The 22,384-nt window shown below is 50.6% G+C and carries 24 protein-coding genes; 14 read left to right on the plus strand and 10 right to left on the minus strand.

All coding sequences use genetic code 11. The features are described 5' to 3' along the window. Positions 1-93: 93 nt before the first annotated feature. The 3 genes from O3661_RS04495 to O3661_RS04505 all read right to left on the minus strand — a co-directional run bounded on the left by O3661_RS04495 (position 94) and on the right by O3661_RS04505 (position 2,422). A complete protein-coding gene (locus tag O3661_RS04495; RefSeq protein ID WP_070838309.1) occupies positions 94-1,023 on the minus strand; it encodes a GTP-binding protein in 930 nt (309 codons plus the stop codon). Beyond that, positions 1,011-1,484, minus strand: coding sequence for a Fur family transcriptional regulator (locus O3661_RS04500; protein WP_371492439.1), 474 nt, complete (start codon positions 1,482-1,484; stop codon positions 1,011-1,013). Before O3661_RS04500 ends, O3661_RS04495 begins: the two co-directional genes overlap by 13 nt. Positions 1,485-1,597: 113 nt before the next feature. Beyond that, positions 1,598-2,422 carry an SDR family oxidoreductase gene (locus O3661_RS04505; protein ID WP_371492440.1) on the minus strand — a complete coding sequence of 275 codons (825 nt, stop codon included), beginning with the start codon at positions 2,420-2,422 and terminating at the stop codon, positions 1,598-1,600. Positions 2,423-2,554: 132 nt separating this feature from the next. Here O3661_RS04505 and O3661_RS04510 point away from each other — a divergent pair, with 132 nt between their 5' ends. Continuing rightward, positions 2,555-3,016, plus strand: a complete 462-nt coding sequence (locus O3661_RS04510; RefSeq protein ID WP_063068203.1) for a cytochrome c — start codon at positions 2,555-2,557, stop codon at positions 3,014-3,016. A gap of 175 nt (positions 3,017-3,191) precedes the next feature. Here O3661_RS04510 and O3661_RS04515 read toward each other — a convergent pair whose 3' ends face one another. Next, positions 3,192-4,388: an acetate kinase gene (locus O3661_RS04515; protein WP_371492442.1), complete on the minus strand. Its 1,197-nt coding sequence runs from the start codon at positions 4,386-4,388 to the stop codon at positions 3,192-3,194. Between the two features lie 236 nt (positions 4,389-4,624). Between O3661_RS04515 and O3661_RS04520 the strand changes: the two genes are divergently transcribed. The 9 genes from O3661_RS04520 to trxA all read left to right on the plus strand — a co-directional run bounded on the left by O3661_RS04520 (position 4,625) and on the right by trxA (position 12,871). Then, a complete protein-coding gene (locus tag O3661_RS04520) occupies positions 4,625-4,930 on the plus strand; it encodes a hypothetical protein (RefSeq protein WP_049335574.1) in 306 nt (101 codons plus the stop codon). Continuing rightward, entirely contained in the window at positions 4,930-5,118 is a 189-nt protein-coding gene (gene ccoS, locus O3661_RS04525) for a cbb3-type cytochrome oxidase assembly protein CcoS (protein ID WP_049333240.1), read from the plus strand. The genes O3661_RS04520 and ccoS overlap by 1 nt, the downstream gene beginning before the upstream one ends. Beyond that, positions 5,115-6,431 carry an MFS transporter gene (locus O3661_RS04530; protein ID WP_371492443.1) on the plus strand — a complete coding sequence of 439 codons (1,317 nt, stop codon included), beginning with the start codon at positions 5,115-5,117 and terminating at the stop codon, positions 6,429-6,431. The genes ccoS and O3661_RS04530 overlap by 4 nt, the downstream gene beginning before the upstream one ends. A 322-nt stretch (positions 6,432-6,753) precedes the next feature. Beyond that, entirely contained in the window at positions 6,754-7,734 is a 981-nt protein-coding gene (locus O3661_RS04535; RefSeq protein WP_371492444.1) for a DNA polymerase III subunit delta', read from the plus strand. A 10-nt stretch (positions 7,735-7,744) separates the two neighbouring features. Continuing rightward, positions 7,745-8,098 (plus strand): PilZ domain-containing protein, encoded by a 354-nt coding sequence (locus O3661_RS04540; protein WP_003682949.1) that lies wholly within the window; start codon positions 7,745-7,747, stop codon positions 8,096-8,098. Between the two features lie 4 nt (positions 8,099-8,102). After that, the gene (locus O3661_RS04545; RefSeq protein ID WP_003682946.1) at positions 8,103-8,888 is read left to right on the plus strand and encodes a TatD family hydrolase; all 786 of its coding nucleotides are present in this window, start codon (positions 8,103-8,105) and stop codon (positions 8,886-8,888) included. Positions 8,889-9,207: 319 nt separating this feature from the next. Further along, the gene (locus tag O3661_RS04550) at positions 9,208-10,761 is read left to right on the plus strand and encodes a fatty acid--CoA ligase (protein ID WP_371492445.1); all 1,554 of its coding nucleotides are present in this window, start codon (positions 9,208-9,210) and stop codon (positions 10,759-10,761) included. 85 nt (positions 10,762-10,846) lie between these two features. After that, complete coding sequence (locus O3661_RS04555) at positions 10,847-12,412, plus strand: ABC transporter ATP-binding protein (RefSeq protein WP_371492446.1); 1,566 nt, start codon at positions 10,847-10,849, stop codon at positions 12,410-12,412. A gap of 126 nt (positions 12,413-12,538) precedes the next feature. Next, positions 12,539-12,871, plus strand: coding sequence for a thioredoxin TrxA (trxA, locus tag O3661_RS04560; protein ID WP_003681479.1), 333 nt, complete (start codon positions 12,539-12,541; stop codon positions 12,869-12,871). A 61-nt stretch (positions 12,872-12,932) separates the two neighbouring features. On the opposite strand, the gene O3661_RS04565 is transcribed toward trxA, so the two are convergent. From O3661_RS04565 to O3661_RS04590, 6 genes are all read right to left on the minus strand, one after another. Next, entirely contained in the window at positions 12,933-13,250 is a 318-nt protein-coding gene (locus tag O3661_RS04565; RefSeq protein WP_049335566.1) for a DUF2322 family protein, read from the minus strand. 97 nt (positions 13,251-13,347) lie between these two features. Continuing rightward, positions 13,348-13,974: a uracil phosphoribosyltransferase gene (gene upp / locus O3661_RS04570; protein WP_003746048.1), complete on the minus strand. Its 627-nt coding sequence runs from the start codon at positions 13,972-13,974 to the stop codon at positions 13,348-13,350. A 147-nt stretch (positions 13,975-14,121) separates the two neighbouring features. After that, the gene (gene grxD, locus O3661_RS04575; RefSeq protein ID WP_003681608.1) at positions 14,122-14,433 is read right to left on the minus strand and encodes a Grx4 family monothiol glutaredoxin; all 312 of its coding nucleotides are present in this window, start codon (positions 14,431-14,433) and stop codon (positions 14,122-14,124) included. Between the two features lie 89 nt (positions 14,434-14,522). Next, a complete protein-coding gene (locus O3661_RS04580) occupies positions 14,523-15,773 on the minus strand; it encodes a glutamate-5-semialdehyde dehydrogenase (protein ID WP_371492447.1) in 1,251 nt (416 codons plus the stop codon). A gap of 9 nt (positions 15,774-15,782) precedes the next feature. Further along, complete coding sequence (proB, locus tag O3661_RS04585; protein WP_371492449.1) at positions 15,783-16,586, minus strand: glutamate 5-kinase; 804 nt, start codon at positions 16,584-16,586, stop codon at positions 15,783-15,785. A 263-nt stretch (positions 16,587-16,849) separates the two neighbouring features. Then, positions 16,850-17,635 carry an inositol monophosphatase family protein gene (locus tag O3661_RS04590; protein ID WP_371492450.1) on the minus strand — a complete coding sequence of 262 codons (786 nt, stop codon included), beginning with the start codon at positions 17,633-17,635 and terminating at the stop codon, positions 16,850-16,852. A 175-nt stretch (positions 17,636-17,810) separates the two neighbouring features. Between O3661_RS04590 and O3661_RS04595 the strand changes: the two genes are divergently transcribed. The 4 genes from O3661_RS04595 (at position 17,811) to O3661_RS04610 (ending at position 22,365) form a co-directional block, all read left to right on the plus strand. Next, positions 17,811-18,626 (plus strand): RNA methyltransferase, encoded by an 816-nt coding sequence (locus O3661_RS04595; RefSeq protein WP_371492452.1) that lies wholly within the window; start codon positions 17,811-17,813, stop codon positions 18,624-18,626. Positions 18,627-18,666: 40 nt separating this feature from the next. Beyond that, positions 18,667-19,536 (plus strand): DUF1853 family protein, encoded by an 870-nt coding sequence (locus O3661_RS04600; protein ID WP_371492453.1) that lies wholly within the window; start codon positions 18,667-18,669, stop codon positions 19,534-19,536. A 36-nt stretch (positions 19,537-19,572) separates the two neighbouring features. Next, positions 19,573-20,832 carry an RsmB/NOP family class I SAM-dependent RNA methyltransferase gene (locus O3661_RS04605; RefSeq protein ID WP_371492455.1) on the plus strand — a complete coding sequence of 420 codons (1,260 nt, stop codon included), beginning with the start codon at positions 19,573-19,575 and terminating at the stop codon, positions 20,830-20,832. Positions 20,833-21,135: 303 nt separating this feature from the next. Continuing rightward, on the plus strand, positions 21,136-22,365 hold the full coding sequence (locus tag O3661_RS04610; RefSeq protein ID WP_371492456.1) for a TolC family protein: 1,230 nt from the start codon (positions 21,136-21,138) through the stop codon (positions 22,363-22,365). Positions 22,366-22,384 lie beyond the last annotated feature (19 nt).

The following is a 22,384-nucleotide window of genomic DNA, read 5'->3' on the forward strand; positions in this document are numbered from 1 at the left end:
GTGTTCCTCTATTTTTTTGATTCGAAGGCCGTCTGAAACCGCTTGCTTCAGACGGCGTTATCGTAACGGATTAATAAGCGTTTGGACGATGATTTACTTCTCCAAAGCCTCCAGCAATTTTTTCTCAATCAAATCCGCGTCAAAGGATTTGGCAATCAGCTCGAAGCGCGAGTCGCGGCGCCATGAAACTTGGTTTGCGCCCCATTGTCCGTCCACCCAGTTGAGCCATACCCAAGTACCGAGCACTTGGAACACGCCTTTGGCACGGACGAGGCCGTCTGTGAATTTGGGCAGATCGTTGAAGAAATCGGTCAATTTTTCACCGTCGAAATCGCGCCCGGCAGGGAAAGTAAAGCCTTGAGACTGGAAGCCCATGGTGTTGTCCGGCAGGGCTTTGAGGCGGTAACGCGATTTTTCGACCACGGGAATATCAAGCCACTGGATGTCGAGTTGCGCATTTTGGACTTCAACCACTTTGGCTTTGGGCGGGAACAGTTTGGCCGCTTTATCATGAAATTCGGCCAGTTGCTCCGGCGTGCACAAGTCGGTTTTGCTGGCGACCAATACGTCGCAAATGCCGATTTGGTCTTTATACAAAGCCTGTTGCGCGTAATCGGGATTAATAAACTGGCGCGGATCGACAACGGTAAAGACGGCGCCGATTTCCAGCATGCTGTCGAGCGGCTTGGCTTTCAGTTCGTCGATAACGCTAGCGGCGTGTGCCAGGCCGCTGGCTTCAATCATCAAGCGGTCGGGTTGGGCATCGCGCAGCATTTTTTGTACGGTCGTCCCCATTTGCGCGCCGGCGGTACAGCACAAACAGCCGCCGGCGATTTCGGCCACGGGAATGCCGTTGTCGCTCAAGACGGCGCCGTCAATGCCGATTTCGCCAAATTCGTTGACGATGATGACCCATTTTTCGTTTGGGTCTTTTTGCGCCATCAGACTTTTGAGTGCGGTGGTTTTACCTGTTCCGAGAAAGCCTGAAATCAGGTGGACTTTGGTCTTTTTTACTTCTGACATTTTTTACAAATTCCTGTTAAAACAACATGTTCTTCTTTTAATGAGAAACCGGTTTCAGCCACGCCTGCACGCAAGGCCGCCCATTCTTGGCTCAAGGTCTGCTCATCCGCTGTACCGCATTCGGTGCAGACCAAAATAAACGCGCTGTGGTGCGCCTCTGTTTCTTCGTGGTCGTGACAATGGTCGTCACACTCGTGCTGCGCGTGGCTGCACAAAATATAGCCGTTGACCGCCGCCACTTTGTGCAAAACACCCTGTTCCGCCCAAAAATCAAGGGCGCGGTAGGCCGTCGGCGGCGCAACCACGCCCTCGCTTTGCTGCTGCATCTGCGACAGAACGTTATAGGCTTTAATCACGCCGCTTTGTTTCAAAACAATATCAAGCACTTGATCGCGCAATGCGGTTACCTGCACGCCATCGCGCTGCGCTTGTTCTAAGATTTTTTGTTTGATTGCGTTCATAACTGAAACAGCCTTTCAGACGGCCTTGTTAAAAAAAAATTACATTATAACGTGTTTGTTCAATTTCAGATAACAAAGAGGCCGTCTGAAATGTTCAGACGGCCTGATGCCGATTACTTAAACCAAGATTTTATTTTTCCAAACAAAGACATGCTTTGTTTTTCGAATGTTTCTGCCTTCACCGGAACAGGCGCGTCACGGTAAACTTTCATGCCTGCAAAGGTCTGGGCAACCGGCATGATTTCGATGGAATTGACGTTCATCCGCGCCGGACGCTGATAGAGCCATAAAGCGGTATCGGCAATATCTTGCGGCTGGATAAACTCGACATTCTCATAAACCTCGGCCGCACGCTGATCGTCGCCTTTGAAACGGACATTGGAAAACTCGGTATCGCCGCACAAACCCGGTTCGATATTGGTAATGCGGATATTTTTGTCTGCCAATTCGGCGCGCAGGTTCATACTGAATTGGCGCACAAAAGCCTTGGTCGCGCCATAGACATTACTGCCGGAATAAGCATAACTGCCGGCAATCGAACCCAAATTGATGATGTAGCCTTGTTTGCGCGCTACCATTTGCGGCAAAATCTGGCGGGTCAGAAAAGTCAGGCCGATGATATTGGTTTGAATCATGGTTTCCCAATCGCCAAAATCGGCTTTATCGGCAGTATCCAAACCCAAAGCCAAACCGGCGTTGTTGATCAGGCAATCGATTTCGGACAAATGCTCGGGCAGGCTGTTCAAAGCGTTTTGAATCGACTCCGTGCGCGAAACATCCATTTCCAAAGGGTAAAACTGCTCGCCCAATTCCTCTGCCAACTGCTGCAATTTGTCTTCGCGTCGTGCCGCGCCAATGACATGATAGCCTGCCGCAACAAAAGTACGGCACATTGCCGCGCCGAATCCTGCCGATGCCCCGGTAATCAAAATTGCCATATCGTTTCCTTTCTGTACTCGTTTCAGATTTGGGTTTAAGGTATGATAACGCCTCATCAGACGGCCTGAGTGGTTGGCCGGCTGATTTTAAATTTAACGATAATCATATCATTACAATAGGACACACTCCATATGAAAACCCGTTTTCTCCCTGTTGCTTTGGCAACAGTGGTGCTTACGCTTTCCGCCTGCGGCGGCAGCGGTGCGCCTTCCCAGCCTAAAGGCCCGATTTCCGAAGACCGTACGGCCGCGTTCAAATCCATGATGCCCGAGTTTACCCGCATGGGCAAAATGGTCAAAGACGAAGAGCCTTACGACGTAGAAAAATTCAAACAAGCCGCTGCAACCTTCGCCGAAAACAGCAAAAAACCGTTCACCCTGTTTGAATCCGACCCTCAAGGCAACGGCCGCGCCCTGCCTGCCATCTGGACAGACACAGCCACATTCAAAGCCGAAGAAGAAAAATTCGTTGCTGCGGTTGAGAAACTCAACGCTGCTGCCCAAACCGGCAAGCTCGAAGAAATCAAAGCCGCTTACGGCGAAACCGGTGCAAGCTGCAAATCTTGCCACGACACATTCCGCGGTCCGGAATAAGGCTTAAAACAAACAATAAAGGCCGTCTGAAATATCATTTTCAGACGGCCTTTTTTTACTTCAAACACCAACAAACACAATGTTTGCCGGCTTTTTTCGATATACCCTCAAAATTTTCTTCATCTATACACAACAAAAAACCTGCCCTTGCGGGCAGGTTTTCAATGATGACGGATTACAGGCCGCTCAGACGGGCAGTATCGTGCGCAATCATCAATTCTTCGTTGGTAGGAATCACAACGGCAACAGCTTTGCTGTCGGCAGTGGTAATCACACCGGCATTGCCGAAACGGGCTTTCAGGTTGGCTTCTTGGTCAATGTGCAGACCGAGGAAGCCCAAGTAGCCCAATACACGTTCGCGGATGATGTCGGAGTTTTCACCGATACCGCCGGTGAAGACCAATGCGTCCAAACCGCCTGCCGCTACTGTCATGCTGCCAATGTATTTAGCCAAGCGGTAGATGAACATTTCCAGAGCCAGTTTGGCGCCCGGATGACCTTTGGCAGCTTCTTCTTCGATGGTACGGCAGTCGTTGGACAAACCGGAGATACCGAGCAGGCCTGATTTTTTGTTCAGCATGTCAGTGATTTGGGCGATGGTCATGTTGGCATTTTCAGCCAAGAAGCTGAAAACTGAAGGGTCGATATCGCCACTGCGGGTACCCATGACCAAACCTTCCAGCGGAGTCAGACCCATGCTGGTATCGCGTGATTCGCCGTTGGCGACGGCGGTAATAGATGCGCCGTTACCCAAGTGGGCAATCACCATGCGCAGGTCTTTTTTATCTTTACCGAGGAAACGGGCGGTTTCATCAGAAACGTAGCGGTAGCTGGTACCGTGCGCGCCGTAGCGACGCAAGCCGTATTTTTCATACAATTCATGTGGAACAGCGTAGGTGTAGGCATGTTCCGGCATGGTTTGGTGGAATGCAGTGTCGAATACGACAACGTTAGGCAAACCTTTGAAAATGCTTTGTGCGGCACGCAGACCCAAGAGGTGCGCAGGGTTGTGCAGCGGAGCGAGCGGAATACATTTTTCGATGCCGGCGATAACTTCGTCGTCAACGAGGATGGATTCACTGTACAACTCGCCGCCGCTGACGACGCGGTGACCGATGGCGCCGATGCGGCTGTCGAGGCCGTGGGCTTTGAGTTCTTCCATCAGGGCTTCAACTGCGCCGGTGTGGTCGGGCTTGGCAGACAGGTCAACTTTGTGTTTTTCGCCGTTGAATTTAAAGGTAATGTAGGCATCAGGCAGATTGAGCTTTTCTGCCAGGCAGCTCAGCAATACTTCGCCGCTGTCGTTATCCAATACGGCACCTTTGAGGGAAGAGCTACCGCAGTTCAAAACCAAGATTAATTTTTGTGACATTTTTATGCTCCTTGAGGTTTCAGACGGCATTTTTTGTCGGGGCCTTACTGCTGCTCCGGCTGGGTTGCACCCCTTGTGGGACGTAGTGGGTAGCGGTCTGAACAGATTAACAAAGTAAACGCCGTATTCTAACAAAAAATGTAATCGGCTGCTTGACTTAATATTTGATGTAAAATGGACGGAATTTTATTTTAGGCCGTCTGAAAAAATGACGGAGGTTTTGAAGATTTCCCGATATGCATTATTTCAGTATCCACACTCAAGACGGCGAACACGCTGGATTTTTTATTATGTTGGCAGATGATGAATCGCAAAATCCGCCGCAAAGCGGACGCTTTGTAGTCAAGCTGCAAAGCGAAGATGCAGCCGAAGCGGCGGTATTGTCGCCTTTCGAGCAAACCGATATCCCACAATACTGGCGCGTGGTTAAAGACCGTATCGAATTGTTTTTTGACGATAAAAATATTGGTGCGTTGCGCAACGAATACCTGACCATCAGCGGTAAAACCTTTATCCTGACCGATTTGACCGGAGCAATGTAATGGAAAGTATGTTTATCCTTGTCCCCATCAGCATTATTTTGGCCTTTATCATCGGTTGGTTTTTCTGGTGGTCGGGTAAAAACGGACAGTTTGACGACCTTGAAGGACCTGCGCACCGCATTTTGATGGACGACGACTCCACTGAAAAACTGATCGAAAAAGACGAAGACAAAGAATCCAAACGATGAGCCTTAAAAAAGACAATCTGAATTTCCACACGACCCGCCGTTTCGCGCCGCTCTTTGGGACGCAGTTTTTGGGCGCGTTGAACGATAATATGTTCAAAACCACATTATTCGTGATGATCAGTTTTTACGGTTTGGGTAAAAACGACTTTCTGCCACCCAGCCAAATGCTGAACTTGGGTGCGATGCTGTTTATCCTGCCCTACTTCCTGTTTTCCGCGCTGTCAGGACAACTGAGCAACAAATTCGATAAAGCCGTTTTGGCACGCTGGATCAAGCTGTTGGAAATCATCATCATGGCAGTGGCGGCGTATGGCTTCTACATCCAATCCGCGCCTTTGCTTTTAATCTGCCTGTTTTGCATGGGCACGCAATCGACCTTGTTCGGCCCGCTGAAATACGCGATTTTGCCCGATTACCTCAACGACAAAGAGCTGATTATGGGCAACAGCCTGATTGAATCGGGTACGTTTATCGCCATTTTGCTCGGCCAAATTTTGGGCACCGCAGTCGCAGGTGTTCCGCCGTATATTGTTGGCGGTTTGGTGTTATTGGTCGCCATCGGCGGTACGATGACCAGCCTGTTTATGCCGTCTGTACCCGCTAAAATGCCGGACACAAAAATCGAATGGAACATCATCAAAGGCACGAATTCACTGATTCGTGAAGCGACGGCCGATCGTCCCGTATTCACGTCCATCATCGGTATTTCATGGTTTTGGTTTATCGGCTCGGTTTATACCACCCAACTGCCGACGTTCACGCAAATCCATTTGGGCGGCAACGATAATGTGTTCAACCTGATGTTGGCGCTGTTCTCCATCGGTATCGCTATCGGCTCGGTGTTATGCGCCAAACTCAGCCATGAGCGCCTGATTTTGGGCCTGGTCACCATCGGCACATTAGGTCTGACTGTCTGTGGATTATTGCTGGTGTGGCTGACCCACGGCCAACGCTTTACTGAATTAAACGGCATTATTTGGTTTTTATCGCAAGCTCAAGCGTATCCGATTATGCTCGTGATGTCGGCCATCGGCTTTTTCGGCGGCTTCTTCTCCGTACCGCTCTACACTTGGCTGCAAACCGCCAGCAGCGAAACCTTCCGCGCCCACGCCGTCGCCGCCAACAACATCATCAACGGCGTGTTTATGGTGTCGGCTGCCATTTTAAGCGCGGTTTTGCTGATGTTGTTCGACAGTATTACGCTGCTGTATTTGATTGTTGCCGTGGGTAATCTTCCGTTGATTGTTTACCTCATCAAACGGGAACCGAAATTTATCGGGGATTTGACCGCTTTGTTGAAAATCAGCAAATAAGGCCGTCTGAAATATATCCCCACCATGCACATTTTCACTGTTCAATCGCGTGGACAGCTTGTGCATAAATCAGATTACTGTCTGATTTAACATTAAAAAATAGGACTGCCTAAATTTTAAGCACAACTTTACCGCCGGACAAAATGCACATTTTCCCCAAACAAGCGTGTGCAAAGGCTGTGAATAAGTCGGCTTAATGTTTGATATTTCAAAACAAAACGATATTTGATTAATTTTTAGGCAGTCAATAAAAGGCCGCCTGAAACCTTTTTCAGACGGCCTGAGCGTATAATAACCACCTACCTTATAGTTCCCAAACGATATGATTTATCCATGGCATGAAACCCAATGGCAACAGCTTGCCGCTCATTGGCAAAACCGTCCCAACGCTTGGCTGTTTACCGGCAAAGAAAATACCGGCAAAACCGAGTTTGCCCGCTTTGTCGCGCAGGCATTGCTGTGCGAATCGCCCAAGTCCGGTCATGAACCCTGCGGCGAGTGTGCTTCGTGCCATTTGTTCAGCCAAAACACCCATCCCGACTTTTACGAACTCACGCCGGAAATTCCCGAAGGCGAGGCAACGGGACGCAAACTCCTGCAAATCAAAATCGATGCCGTGCGCAATATTGTGGAAAACATTTACCTGACCGCTGTCCGCGGCGGCCTGCGCGTGGTATTGGTACATCCGGCTGAAAGCATGAACACACAGGCGGCAAACGGTTTATTGAAAGCTTTGGAAGAGCCGCCGCAACACGTCGTTTTCCTGCTCGTTACCCATGCGCGCGACAAACTCCTGCCCACCATCAAAAGCCGTTGTCGCCAGATGGTGCTGCCCTCGCCTACCCATGAGCAGGCTGCGGCATACCTGCGCCAACAGGGCGTGGAAAATGCTGAAGGCTTATTAGCATTCCACAGCGGCGCGCCTTTATTCACGCCGACTCCCGAATTGGACGCATTGCGCGAAGAATTGCTGGCGCTGCTGGCTGCCCCGCGCCTGTTGGCCATACTCGACTATGCCGCCGCGTTCGACAAACAAAAACAACCGCTGGCCGTTTTCATCGACTGGCTGCAAAAGTGGCTGATGGATGTCGGCTTGGCACAACAAAGCATGGCGCCGCTTTATTATCCGCACCATGCCCAAGCCCTGCTTCAGACGGCCTCTAAAACCGATTCACGCAAGCTGTTTGCCCTATTGGGCCGTCTGAACGCGCTCAACCCTTACGGATACCATACCTTGAGTGTTAAAATGCAGCTTGAGTATCTGCTTATCGAATATTTAGATTTTTGGCAAAACAAACCCTAACAGGTAATAAATGATGAATAAAAAAGACATTCCGGCGAAGATGTTGGCTTTGCAACTCAAAGACCCCAATTTGTTGTACAACTGCTATATGCCGTTTTTAGAACACGGCGGCCTGTTCGTACCGACCGATGACGTATTCTCCCTAGGCGAAGACATCCTCTTGGCCGTAGAAATCGCCGACTACCCCAAACGCTTCCTGCCAACCAAAGTCGTTTGGATCAATCCGGCGCGCACCTCGGCCCATCGCCCCAAAGGCGTAGGCCTTGCATTCTCCGAACACGAAAGCTGCCTGCAGGCAAAAAACCTGATCGAAGCCGAGCTTGGCCCGCGCCTGCGCAGCGACCGCACTACTTTTACCCTGTAATACCATGTATTTAATCGATTCACATTGCCATCTCAACTTTGACGGCTTAAAAGACCGCCTGCCCGAAGTCTTTGCCAATATGGAAGCGCAAAGCGTCAAACAGGCGCTTGCCATCAGCGTCAGCAAACAAAGTTTTGCCGAAGTCTTCGACATTGCTCAGGCAAATGACCACATCTACTGCACCATCGGCATACATCCCGACAGCCAAGAAGCAGAAGAATTTACCATTGCCGAAATGGTAGAGGCCGCCAAACATCCGAAAATCGTCGGTATCGGCGAAACCGGTTTGGACTATTACTGGTGCAAAGGCGATTTGTCATGGCAACATCAACGCTTTGCCGACCATATCCAAGCAGCCAACGAAAGCGGCCTGCCCGTTATCGTCCACACGCGCGATGCAGCCGAAGACACGTTGCGGATTTTGAAAGAGTGCCACACTAATTCCGGCGTGATTCACTGCTTCTCTGAAGACGTTGCCTTTGCCAAAGCCGCTTTGGATTTGGGCATGTATATCTCCTTCTCCGGCATTGTGACGTTTAAAAATGCGCCGCTGATTCAGGAAGCTGCCAAATACGTCCCAGCCGATAGAATCTTGGTAGAAACCGATGCGCCTTTCCTCGCGCCGGTTCCCAAACGCGGCAAACAAAACGAGCCTTCCTACGTCCGCTATACAGCCGAGTTCTTAGCCAATCTGCGCGGCGAGAGCTTGGAAACATTGGCACAAAACACCAGCGACAATTTCTATCGCCTGTTTAACAAAGTACCCGATGGCCGTCTGAACAACGGCTAGGTCTAAAGCCTCTACCATCGGCTCTGCCTGCCCGTCATCCGAGTTCTGCCTCAAACACAGCGGCAAACTCGAAATGGCTTGAGACAGAAACTCAATCGGCTTGCGCTATCTTCCGAACGGCAGACTTTTGAAGAATGGGAATTTTCCCATCAACACAATAAGTAAGTTTAAATTCAAAATATTGCTTTCCTAAGCCCAGCAAAGCGCAAGGCCGTCTGAAAGTATTTTCAGACGGCCTCTTGCTTATTTTACCGATAGGATGTAAAACCTATCCTTCGAAATAAACGGTTCATCGAAACCGTACATCAATCGACACAATATGGACACAAACTCCGAAATGCACACCCACCCTAATTTTTACGCTATGCTGACTGCAGCCTGCCAAAAAAACGGTAAAGGCACGGTCATTTTCAACGATAAAGAAAAAATCAGCTATTCCTCCCTCAAACGTGAAGTAGAAACCGTCGCCGCCTATCTGCAACACCAAGGCGTACAATATGGCGACAGGGTTTCCCTTGTCGTTTCCAACTCTCCCGAATTTATTGCCGCCTATTTCGCCATTACTTCCATCGGCGCGGTAGCCGTCCCACTCAACGTCTTTTTGAAAAGCGAAGAATTTTCCTACATCCTCAATGACTGCGGCGCACGCTTTATGTTCGCATCCGCGCCGTTGGCCAAAGAACTCAAAAACATCAAAGCCAAAACCAAAGTCAATAAAATCATCTGGATTGGCGAAACCAACGCCGCCAGTGGCGATGACAGCTATTTCGATGCCGCGCGTACATTCCCCGGCAAGCCGAATCTGAGCCGTCAGCCGTCCGTCAACGATTTGGCGCACATCATCTACACCTCCGGCACAACCGGCCACCCAAAAGGCGCATTAATCAGTTACAGCAACCTATTTTCCAACCTTTCGGGCGTCGAACAAATTTTCCAAATTTCGCAAAAAGACCGCTTCGTCGTCTTCTTGCCTATGTTCCACAGCTTTACTCTGACTGCCATGGTTTTGCTGCCGATATATCAAGCCTGCTCGATTATTTTGGTCAAATCCGTCTTCCCGTTCTCCAACGTGTTGAAACAGGTTTTGCTCAAACGCGCTACCATTTTCCTCGGCGTACCGGCTATTTACACTGCCATGAGCAAAGCTAAAATCCCTTGGTATTTCAGATGGTTCAATCGCGTCCGTCTGTTTATCAGCGGCGGCGCGCCTCTGGCCGGACAAACCATTGACGACTTCAAAGCCAAATTCCCGCGCGCCAAATTGCTGGAAGGCTACGGCTTGAGCGAATGCTCGCCCGTTGTTGCTGTCAATACGCCTGAGCGCCAAAAAACTGCCAGCGTCGGTGTCGCCCTACCCGGCCTGACCGTGAAAGCCGTCGATGACGAATTGATCGAAGTGCCGCGCGGTGAAGTGGGCGAACTCATCATCAAAGGCGGCTCGGTTATGCAAGGCTACCTCAATATGCCTGACGCCACTGATGAAACCATTGTCAACGGTTGGCTGAAAACCGGCGACTTCGTTACCATAGACGAAGACGGCTTTATCTTCATCGTTGACCGCAAAAAAGACCTGATTATCTCCAAAGGCCAAAACGTCTATCCGCGCGAAATCGAAGAAGCCATCTACAAACTCGATGCCGTGGAAGCCGCTGCCGTCATCGGCGTGAAAGACCAATACGCAGATGAAGAAATCATTGCCTTTATCCAACTCAAAGAAGGCATGAAACTGGAAGAAGCCGAAGTCCGCAGCCACCTGCGCGGCCTGTTGGCAAACTTTAAAATCCCCAAACAAATCATCTTCCAAGACGAGCTGCCGCGCAATGCCACTGGCAAAGTGTTAAAACGCAAACTCAAAGAACAGTTTCAAGACTAAACCGCTGTTTCAGACGGCCTCTTGATTCATGCAGGCCGTCTGAAAACAACCTGTATTCCACAAACCTTTTCAGACGGCCACGACCATGACGACACCTATACTCGAAATCGAAAACCTAAACGGCTCCTTTCCGAGCAAGCAAGTCCTGCACGATATCAACCTGACCTTGCAACCCGGCCGCAAACTGGCATTGGTCGGCGAGAGCGGCAGCGGCAAAACCGTATTGTCGCAAGGCATCATGCGCCTGAATCCGATGGTTACCTTTGAAGGCCGTCTGAAATATTGCGGAACCGATCTGCTGACCCAGCCCGAACGCGCCCTGCAAAAACTGCGCGGCCGCGAAATCGGCATGGTGTTTCAAGAACCCATGACCGCCCTCAACCCTGTCATGCGCGTCGGCGAACAAATCGCCGAAGTCCTGTCCCTGCATTTGGGTTTGGATAAAAAACAGGCATGGGCGCGCGCTATCGAACTCCTAGACGAAACCGGCATCCACCAGCCCGAGCAAAAAGCCCAGGCCTATCCTTTCCAACTTTCCGGAGGCCAACGCCAACGCGCTATGATTGCCATGGCCGTATCAGCCCAGCCCAAGCTCCTGATTGCCGACGAACCGACCACCGCTTTGGACGTTGCCGTCCAAGCCCAAATCCTCGACCTGCTCTCACGCCTGCAGGAAGAACACGGCATGACCATGCTCTACATTACGCACGACTTAAACCTTGTGCGCCGTTTTGCCGACGATGTCGCCGTTATGCGTGACGGCCGTATCCTCGAAACCGGCAAAGCAGCCGAAGTCTTCGCCAATCCGCAGCACGAATACACCAAAATGCTGCTCAACGCCGGCACAACGCGCCGAGTGGCTCCATTGCCTGAAAACCCTGCCACCGTCCTTAGGGCCGAACAAATCGCCTTTTCCGTCAAAGAATCAGACGGCTGGTTTAAAAAACGCGACAAAACCATTCTCAACCCCGTTTCTTTCGATCTCAAATCAGGGGAAACATTGGGCATCATCGGCGAAAGTGGCTGCGGCAAAACCACGCTGGCGAAAGCCGTTATGCACCTTATCGATTCCGAAGGCAGCCTGAACATCAACGGCGAGCCATGGCGACATGAATTGCGCCGCGAAATCCAAATGGTGTTCCAAGACCCGTTCGGCGCATTCAATCCGCGCATGAACGTCTTTGATACCGTCTCCGAAGCCTTGCGCGTTCACGAGCCTAGTATGCCGCGCGAAGAAATGCGCCGCCGCGTTCAAGAAGTCCTCAAACAAGTCGGCCTGCCCGAAGATGCACTCGAACGCTATCCGCACGCATTCTCCGGCGGCCAGCGCCAACGCCTCGCCATCGCCCGTGCCATCATTGTCCGCCCGAAAATCCTCGTATTAGACGAACCAACCAGCGCACTCGATGTCCAATGGCAACAACAAATCCTTGAATTGCTCAGCGGCCTGCAAAAAGAATACGGCCTCGCCTTCATCATCATCAGCCACGACCTCGCCGTGATCCGCGCCATTTCCCACCGCGTGATGGTGTTGAAAGACGGTCAAGTCGTTGAAGAGGGCGAATGCGAAAGCGTGTTTGCCAATCCAAGCAGCGACTACACGCGCCATTTGATTGCCCACTCCGGCCACATGGTCCAAGAGGCCGTCTGAATCTTTAAGGATTACGATAGGCGCATTTCAAAAAAACTATTACCTAGTGGCGGCACTTGAAATTTTCCCTGTCTGCCACTATTCTGAACAACATATTTATCGATCCCCATTCAAAAGGAAACAAACATGAGCAGCGAATTGATTATCCACGCCAGCGATGCCAGCTTCGAACAAGACGTTTTGAAATCCGACGTACCTGTATTGCTGGACTTCTGGGCACCATGGTGCGGCCCTTGCAAAATGATCGCTCCAATCTTGGACGACATTGCCTCCGAATTCCAAGGCCGTCTGAAAGTCGTTAAAATCAACATCGACGACAATGAAGCCACTCCAGCCAAATTCGGCGTTCGCGGCATCCCTACCCTGATGGTGTTCAAAAACGGCGAAAACGTTGCCACTAAAGTCGGCGCACTGGCTAAAGGCCAACTGACTGCATTCGTTGAAGCCTCTATCGCTTAAGGCTTTAAGCATATAAAAAGGCCGTCTGAATATTGTTTTCAGACGGCCTTTTTTGTATTCATTAAGCAGCCAATGGTTTCAAAGTCAGGCTGGCATTTTCAGCCTTCACTTTAAACAGCAAATCAATATTCGGATGTTTGCCCGGATTGGCTTCGGCATCGGCAACATGTTCGGCAAACCATGCCAGGCCGCGTTCTGCCGCCGCTGCGTCAAGTTTACCGCCAAACTCTTGCGCCAAAGCATGGTAAAGCTTGAGCGAGCCTTGTTTGCCGGGTGCATTGGGAATGTGATGAACCACATTGCCCTCTTTGTCGAGAATATCCAAGCCGCTTAAATGATCGATGGCAGGCATGGCGGCAAGATTATCTTGGAAGCTCATGATTGTCCTTTCTGATGTGGGTTTTAAAGCAAACCATATAACAAGGCCGTCTGAAAGTTTAGGTTTGACACTTTTCAGACGGCCTTAAACATTTCAATTAACGTGTACCGAAAATCTTATCGCCGGCATCGCCCAAACCGGGAATGATGTAGCCGTGTTCGTTCAAGTGGCTGTCGAGCGCGGCAGTGTAGATGGTTACATCAGGATGCGCCTCGTTGACGGCTTTCACACCTTCCGGTGCGGCAACCAATACCAATGCTTTGATGTTGCGGCAACCTTTGGCTTTCAAAAGGTCGATGGTGGCAACCATAGAGCCGCCGGTCGCCAACATTGGGTCGATAATCAGCGCGGGACGTTCGTCCATGCTGTCGACAAATTTTTCAAAATAAGAAACCGGTTTCAAAGTTTCTTCATCGCGCTGCAAGCCGACAACGCTGATTTTGGCAGTCGGAATCAGGTCGAGTACGCCGTCGAGCATACCCAAACCGGCACGCAAAATCGGGACGACGGTCAGCGTTTTGCCTTTGATGCGGTCGCCTTCAATAGAGCCGCACCAGCCGTCAATAATGTATTTTTCAATTTCAAAATCACGGCTGGCCTCATATGCCATCAGACGTGCCAACTCGGTGGTAAGCGTGCGGAATTTGTAAGTGCTGCAATCCGCTTCACGCATCAGCGTGAGTTTGTGTCGGACTAAAGGGTGGTTGATAACGGTAACGTTCATGTTGATTTTCCGAATTGCGTTGATGGAGGGGGATTATACTTTTTTTCGCATGGCGCGCAAAGTGCGTATTCATGCGAAAGGCCGTCTGAATCAGGGTTTCAGACGGCCTTTGTCAACAATTTTACATTGCGTGAATATTTAAAATGCTTAAGCTTTCAACAATTCTTGCAATTCGCCGGCTTCGTACATTTCCATCAAAATGTCGGAGCCGCCGACAAATTCGCCGTTAACGTACAGTTGAGGAATGGTCGGCCAGTCGCTGTATTCTTTAATGCCTTGGCGTACGGCATCGTTTTCCAATACGTTGACGGTTACATAGTCGGTGCAACCTGCCGCATTCAGGATTTGTACGGCACGGGAAGAGAAGCCGCATTGCGGGAATTGCTTCGTGCCTTTCATGAACAATACGACGCGGTGTGTGGTAACGACTTCTTTGATTTGATCGTGGATAGAGGACATGGTGTGTTCCTTTTTACTAAATCGGTTGTTCGGGAAAAATCAAATTTCCCGCCATTATACGCAAATTGATGAAGTTGAGGGGGCGTTTATCAATGTCGGATCTGACCGTTGCCGTTGATGTAGAACTTGGTCGAAGTCAGCGCTTCCAAACCCATCGGGCCACGGGCGTGCATTTTTTGGGTGGAAATACCGATTTCCGCGCCCAATCCGAAAACAAAGCCGTCGGTAAACCGAGTGGATGCATTGACATAAACCGCCGCCGCATCAATGCTTTCTTGGAAAAACTCGGCATGGGCAATGCTTTGGGTCACAATCGCTTCCGAGTGATGCGTCGTATGGCCATTAATCCAATCGACGGCTTCTTCTACTGATTTCACTGTCTTGACCGACATAATATAGTCAAGAAACTCGGTACCATAATCTTCATTGGTTGCCAAAACAGCATTTTTAAAAATACGCAGCGCTTCCTGATCGGCTCTAAATTCGACCGGATGTACTTTGGCAACGGCTTCTTCCAGTTTGGGCAAAAACGCTTCCGCTATCTTTTCGTGGACAACCAAAGATTCAGCGGCATTACACACGCTCGGACGCTGCGTTTTGGCGTTTACGACGATATTGACCGCCATCTCCAAATCGGCACTGTCGTCTACATAAATATGGCAATTACCGACCCCGGTTTCAATGACGGGAACTTTCGATTTCTCTTTCACCGTCTGAATCAAGCGCGCGCCGCCGCGCGGAATCAGTACATCAATATAATCGACTGCCTGCATCAATTCCTCGGCAGCGGCATGACTGGTATCTTCAACCAGTTGCACCACATCAGCATCCATCCCCGCTTTTACCAAAGTCTGCCTGATGACGGCAATCAATGCGGTATTTGAATGGATCGCGTCGCGACCGCCACGCAAAATAATGGCATTTCCGGTTTTAAAGGCCAAAGAAAACGCATCGACCGAAACATTAGGGCGGCTCTCAAAAATCATAGCGACCACACCCAAAGGCACGCGTTTTTGAACAATCTTCAAACCGTCCAGATTGGTATAGCCGTGGACAACCTGCCCAATCGGGTCCTGCAAATCGGCAACCTGCTCAACGCCTTCTGCAATGCCTTTGATGCGTTCATGATTCAAGCGCAGCCTGTCAAGCATAATGTCCGAAATGCCGTTTTCTTTTGCAGCGGCCAAATCGCGGGCATTTTCCGCCAAAATCATCTCAGTCTGTTCAACCAACGCCGTTGCAACCTGACGCAGCAGATTGTTTTTTTCCATGCTTCCCAAGCTGATCAACGTTTTACTGGCTTTTTGGGCATTCTTGCCCAACTGTTCGATATAGCTCATCAAACCTCCCTATTTCTCTTGTGCAAACCACGTTCCGATAGGCGCGCCATCTAAAACCTGAAGAATATCGCGCGGATTGGCGCTGTTCATCAACACCATCTGGCCGTGATGTTCAAACATCATCTGCGCGCTCTTAATCTTACTGAGCATGCCGCCCGTACCAAACTTACTGCCCGATCCGCCGGCAGAAGCAATAATTTCTTCGGTAATATCGGCCACATGGCTGCGCAGCTTGGCATCGGCGTGAACAGCCGGATTTTTATCAAACAAACCGTCTATATCGGACAACATAATCAGCAAATCGGCTTTAACGATTTTCGCCACGACTGCCGACAAACGGTCGTTATCGCCAAATTTGGTCGCATGGTCCATCTCGTCCACGCTGACCGCATCGTTCTCATTGACAATAGGGATGACGCCGATGGAAAGCAGGGATTCAAAAGCATTGGTAACGTTTGCCAAACTTTCCGGATATTCGACCACATCACGCGTCAGCAGGATTTGCGATACCGTCATCCGATAATGGGAAAAAATCTGCGAATAAAGGCTCATCATGGCCACTTGGCCGACGCTGGAAACAGCCTGCTGCTGCGCCATTTCCGCCGGACGTTTTTCCATGTTGAGGACATTCAGCCCAAAGCCCATCGCGCCGGAAGACACCAGCACAATTTCTTTGCCCTTACTGACCAAGCTGGAAATGACAAAGGCCAGTTGGTCGATTTTTGCCAAATTGATTTTGCCATTTGGCAACACCAAAGAACTGGTTCCAATCTTAATGACAATGCGTTTTACTGCTTCAAAATTTCGTTTCATTATTCTCCTCTGCTTTCTATTTTTATGATTGCACGCGGCATTATTTCAGCCAAACGTATCCACATCATAACTGCGAAGCAATAGAAAATACAGACAAAATTAAAAACGCTTCCTTTAAAAGCCGTATTTTCAGCTCTTATCCGAATCCGTTAATAACAAAATAAAAGACCGTCTGAAACCCTATTTCAGGTTTCAGACGGCCTTTTACCGATTATTTAAACTCTAGCCTGCAAAGATAAATACAGACCGTTCCCTACAAACGCTTATTGGTGTTCAGAAATAATTTTCAGCATTTGCGCCAATACTTTAGGATTCGCCGCAACGATGTCGCCGCTTTCTAACCAGCCTTCATCGCCGGACATATCGGTAACGATGCCGCCTGCTTCTTGGACAATCAATGCACCGGCGGCAATATCCCAAGGTTTGAGGTTGAACTCGAAGAAACCGTCCAAACGGCCGGCCGCAACGGCACACAAATCCAAAGAAGCCGCGCCTTCACGACGGCCGCCGGCGGTTTTGGCCAAAAAATCTTTCAAAATCGCCAGATACTTGTCCATCATACTTTGATCGACAACAGGGAAGCCGGTGCCGATCAGGCAGCGGTTCAATTCGATGCGGTTGGAAACGCGGATGCGGCGATCGTTAAGCAACGCGCCTTTGCCTCGGGAAGCCATGTATACGTCGTTGCGCTCAGGTGCGTACACCAAAGCTTCTTGCAACACGCCTTTGTGCAGGAGTGCCATAGAGATGGCGTATTGAGGATGGCCGTGGAGAAAGTTGGTTGTGCCGTCGAGCGGGTCGATAATCCATTCGTACTCGGTGGTGGCTTTACCGTGGGAGCCGCCTTCTTCGCAAGTGATTTTGTGGTGAGGATAGGCTTCTTTGAGCGCTTCTACCAAAATCATTTCAGAGCTGCGGTCAACATCGGAAACGAAGTCGTTGAATGCTTTGCTGTCTACTTTGACGGCATCCAGATTGCCGGCGGCGCGAATCATCATTTGCCCTGCTTTACGGGCGGCTTTGAAAGCGGTATTTAAAAACGGATTCATGGTTTTCTTCCTAATTCAGGTAAAATACGCCCTAATGCGCCGAACATGGCACACAAGAGGCTGTTAATCGTTTCCGATGCTGTTAAAGAACATTTCAGACGGCATGGAAAAAGGCCGTCTGAAAACAAAAAGATGGCGCATTATACCTGATTCCCGTACAAACAGAAAATAAAACATGACTTCCGAAAAACCCGCCCTGCCCGCTTATCTGGACAACATCCGCATCATCCTCACGCGCACCAGCCATCCCGCCAATATCGGCTCCGCCGCGCGCGCCATGAAAACAATGGGCCTGCACAAATTGACCATCGTCGCCCCCAATCTGATGGCAACACCGATGACGGAAAATCCGCCCGTGTTTGACCCGGAGCATCCGCAATCGTTTACATTACCGGAAGAAAGCTTCATCCTCGCTTCCGGCGCGGCAGACGTTTTGGAAAATGCCACCATTGCCGCTTCTTTGGACGAAGCCCTTGCCGACACGACCATCGCCTGCGCCCTGACCAGCCGCCGCCGTGAAATCACCGCGCCGCTGCAAACCCCGCGCGATTTAGTGCCCGAATTACTGCAGGCCGCCAACCGAGGCGAGAAAGTGGCGCTGGTTTTCGGCAACGAGACTTTCGGCTTGAGCATAGAAGAAGTCCAAGCCTGCAACCGACTGATGACCATCAACGGCAATCCCGACTATTTCTCGCTCAACCTCGCCCAAGCCGTGCAGGTCGTGTGCTACGAAATCTTCAGTCAAACCGATTCGCCCATGACCCACCTGCAACAGGAAGACCATGCCGCGACCCACGAGCAAATCAAAGGCATGGTCGCCCACATGGAAAGCGTGATGAACGACATTGGCTTTTTCAACCGCCGCAACGGCGAGCGTCTGATGCGCCGTATGCAGAGCCTGTTCGGCCGCGCCAACACGCAAACCGAAGACATCGACATCCTGCGCGGTTTTTTCAATACCGTCAGCCACCGTATCCATAAAAAAGACTGATTAAGGCCGTCTGAAAACATTACAAGCTTTTTCAGACAGCATGACTGATATTCGGATAAGCATGAATTACGCCCTAGACGCATTATGGTGGAAACTCACCAGCCACCCCGTCCGCGACCTCGCCTCGCTGCTGACTGCGCCGCCTTTGTGGCAAAGCGGTTGCGAATTGAGCGTGCGGGAACTATTGGGGGAATACGGTTTCCGTTACCTTTTGGCATTGGATGCCGATCCCGCGCCGCTGACGGATTACCTCGCCCAACGCGCCCCGTTCGGACATCGTCTCGGTATTTACGCCGAAGAGTTGTTGGCTTTTTGGTTTGCCAACGCGCCGCACATCAAACTGCACGCATACAATCTGCCCGTTTTTTCAGACGGCCAAACTTTAGGTGCCGCGGATTTTGTCGTTTCCCTCAACCAACAGCCCTACCATATCGAGCTGGCGTGTAAATACTACGGCGGCAACCAAGTGCAAAACCTGCGCGGCCTCAATCCTAAAGACACGCTGACGGACAAAGCCGCCAAACTGGTGCAGCAATCCCAGCTGCTACATACACTGCAAGGCAAAGCAGCCTTAACCGCACAAGGTCTGTCGGAAAATCCGTTCCCTGCTTCCATCGTGCGCGGCATCGGATTTTTTCCACAAGGTTTCCATGCTTTTGAGCCACCACTTAATCCATACTGCTGGCGCGGCATCTATATACAAGACTGGGCGGAATACGGGTTTGAACGCCAAGAAGCACGTTATCACTTGCTCGACCGCATGGCCTATCTTGCACCTGCGCGTGTCGCCGAAACCGAAGCATTGAACGAAACCGAAATCCGCCGTATCGACCAAGGCTTGATTGCCGTTTTGGAATTACGGCCGGACGGCTTTTGGCACGAAATCGAACGCATCATGAAGGCCATCTGAAACCCTTTACTAACTTTAAGAGAAACCCATTACATTATGAACGCCGCACAACTCGACCATACCGCCAAAGTTTTGGCTGAAATGCTGACTTTCAAACAGCCTTCCGATGCCGTCCTCTCCGCCTATTTCCGCGAACACAAAAAGCTCGGCCGCCAAGACCGCCACGAAATCGCCGAAACCGCCTTTGCCGCGCTGCGCCACTATCAAAAAATCAGTACCGCCCTGCGCCGTCCGCACGCGCAGCCGCGCAAAGCCGCACTCGCCGCGCTGGTTCTCGGCAGAAGTACCAACATCAGCCAAATCAAAGACCTGCTTGATGAAGAAGAAACAGAGTTTCTCGGCAATTTGAAAGCCCGCAAAACCGAGTTTTCAGACGGCCTGAATACCGCCGCAGAATTGCCGCAATGGCTGGTGGAACAACTGCAACGGCATTGGAGCAAAGAAGAAATCCTCGCCTTCGGCCGCAGCATCAACCAACCTGCCCCGCTCGACATCCGCGTCAATACCTTGAAAGGCAAACGCGATAAAATGCTGCCATTGTTGAAAGCCGAAAGTGCCGATGCAGAGGCCACGCCTTATTCGCCTTGGGGTATCCGCCTGAAAAACAAAATCGCGCTTAACAAACACGAATTGTTTTTGGATGGCACACTGGAAGTCCAAGACGAAGGCAGCCAGCTGCTCGCCTTATTGGTGGACGCAAAACGCGGCGAAATCATTGTCGATTTCTGTGCCGGTGCCGGCGGTAAAACCTTGGCTGTCGGCGCACAAATGGCCAACAAAGGCAGAATCTACGCCTTCGACATCGCCGAAAAACGCCTTGCCAACCTCAAACCGCGCATGACCCGTGCCGGACTGACCAATATCCACCCCGAACGCATCAGCAGCGAACACGATACCCGTATTGCACGACTGACAGGCAAAGCCGACCGTGTGTTGGTGGACGCACCCTGCTCCGGTTTGGGTACTTTACGCCGCAATCCCGACCTCAAATACCGCCAATCCGCCGAGACCGTGGCCAATCTTTTGGAACAGCAACACAGCATCCTCGATGCCGCCTCCAAACTGGTGAAACCGCAAGGCCGTTTGGTGTACGCCACCTGCAGCGTGTTGCCGGAAGAAAACGAGCTGCAAGTCGAACGTTTCCTGTCCGAGCATCCCGAGTTTGAACTCGTCAACTGCGCCGAACTGTTGCAAAACCTGAAGATTGATTTGGATACCGGAAAATACCTGCGCCTCAACTCCGGAGAACACCAAACCGACGGCTTCTTTGCCGCTGTATTGCAACGTAAGGACTAAGGTTGAAAAAGGCCGTCTGAAACCCTTTCAGACGGCCTTTTTGATAGATTTTTTACATTAAAATCATTAGATACGATAGTCGCGCTTTGCAATAATATACTTTAAGGCCTGTATCTCGACCTTTCATCAGAATATTGTGAAAAGCTGGAAAAAATGCTTTATGCTTTGTAAATGTATGTGTTCTCGTTCAAAATTCGCCCGGTCATGCCTCAGGCGATATCCGATACAGACAACGATAATATATAAATCATTTGGTTAAAAATCATGTCGCATATTTATTCTTCACCCACAAAGCCCCGTTTATTGTCATCGGCCGTTGCCGTCGCCTGCTGTCTGCTGCCGTTTCAGACGGCCTCTGCATACAGCCTGCAAGACATCCTCAGGGATGCTTTAATCAGCGATCCGATTGTGCGTGAAGCCAAAGCCACTCAAGAAGCTGCGCAAAGCACAACCAAAGCCACGCGCGCACGCCATTATCCTGTCGTTACCCTGACCGGTACGAAAGTGCTGGCGCAACACAATAAATACAACAGCAACGATATGGAAGACGGCGTCGGCGTACGCGGCAGCGTAAACATCTACTCATGGGGCGCGATTGAAGCCGCCGTCCGCCGCGACCGCAGCCGCGAAGAATACTATCAACACAAATACACCGAAAGCCAAGAGCAGCTGGGCAGCGATATCGGCCGCCTTTATCTGAGCGCATTGCGTGCAAAAGAAACCCTGATCCTCAACGAGCAGACTTTGGCGCGCCATAACAACCTCTTAAAAGACTTGGACACCATCGTCAAATATGATGCTGGCCGCCGTTCTGAGCTGATTGAAGCGCGCGCGCGCCAACTGCAAGTGGCAAACATCATTGCCCAACAACGCCGCACCATGGATTTGGCACTGAGCCGCCTATCCCGCTATACCTCACGCCAGCTGACTGCCAACGATTTGGAAGATCCGTTTAAAAACGACACGGCGAAATCCATCACTGAACGCTTCAACAACCCCAACCGCAACAACAATCCGTCCTATCAGGCGCAATTAGCCGAGCGCGACAGCGTCCGTGCCGATTTGGATGCCTCCAAAGCCGAACGCCTGCCTGCCCTCAATTTGGAAGGCAGTGCAACGCGCAACACCAGACAACTTTATTTAAACGTTGCATGGAATGTGTTGGATATTGCCGCACGACACAATGTAGAGCGCAATGCCAAATCATTGATTGCCGCAGAAGCCAAGTCCGAACAAATCCTGCGCGACATGAACGAACGCGTTCAAACATCGGCCATCGATATGCAGGAAAGCGAACAGCGTACCGCGCTGACAGCGCAACACATCGCCGCCCAAAAAGAAGTCATCAAAGTGTACGAATTGCAGTTTAAAATTGCCCGACGTACGCTGACCGACGTTTTGAGCGCATACAGCGAGTTATCCTCCATCGAGCAGGATTATGTTGCCGCCCGCAACGATTTCCGCGATGCGGCGCTCGACTATTTAAATACCCAGGCCAAAATCTCCGCTTGGGTCGGTTTGGCACAAAAATAAAGCCATATCCGCCGGTTAA

This window comes from Neisseria sp. 20925_1_37 (assembly GCF_041433255.1).
Lineage (GTDB): Bacteria > Pseudomonadota > Gammaproteobacteria > Burkholderiales > Neisseriaceae > Neisseria > Neisseria flavescens_D.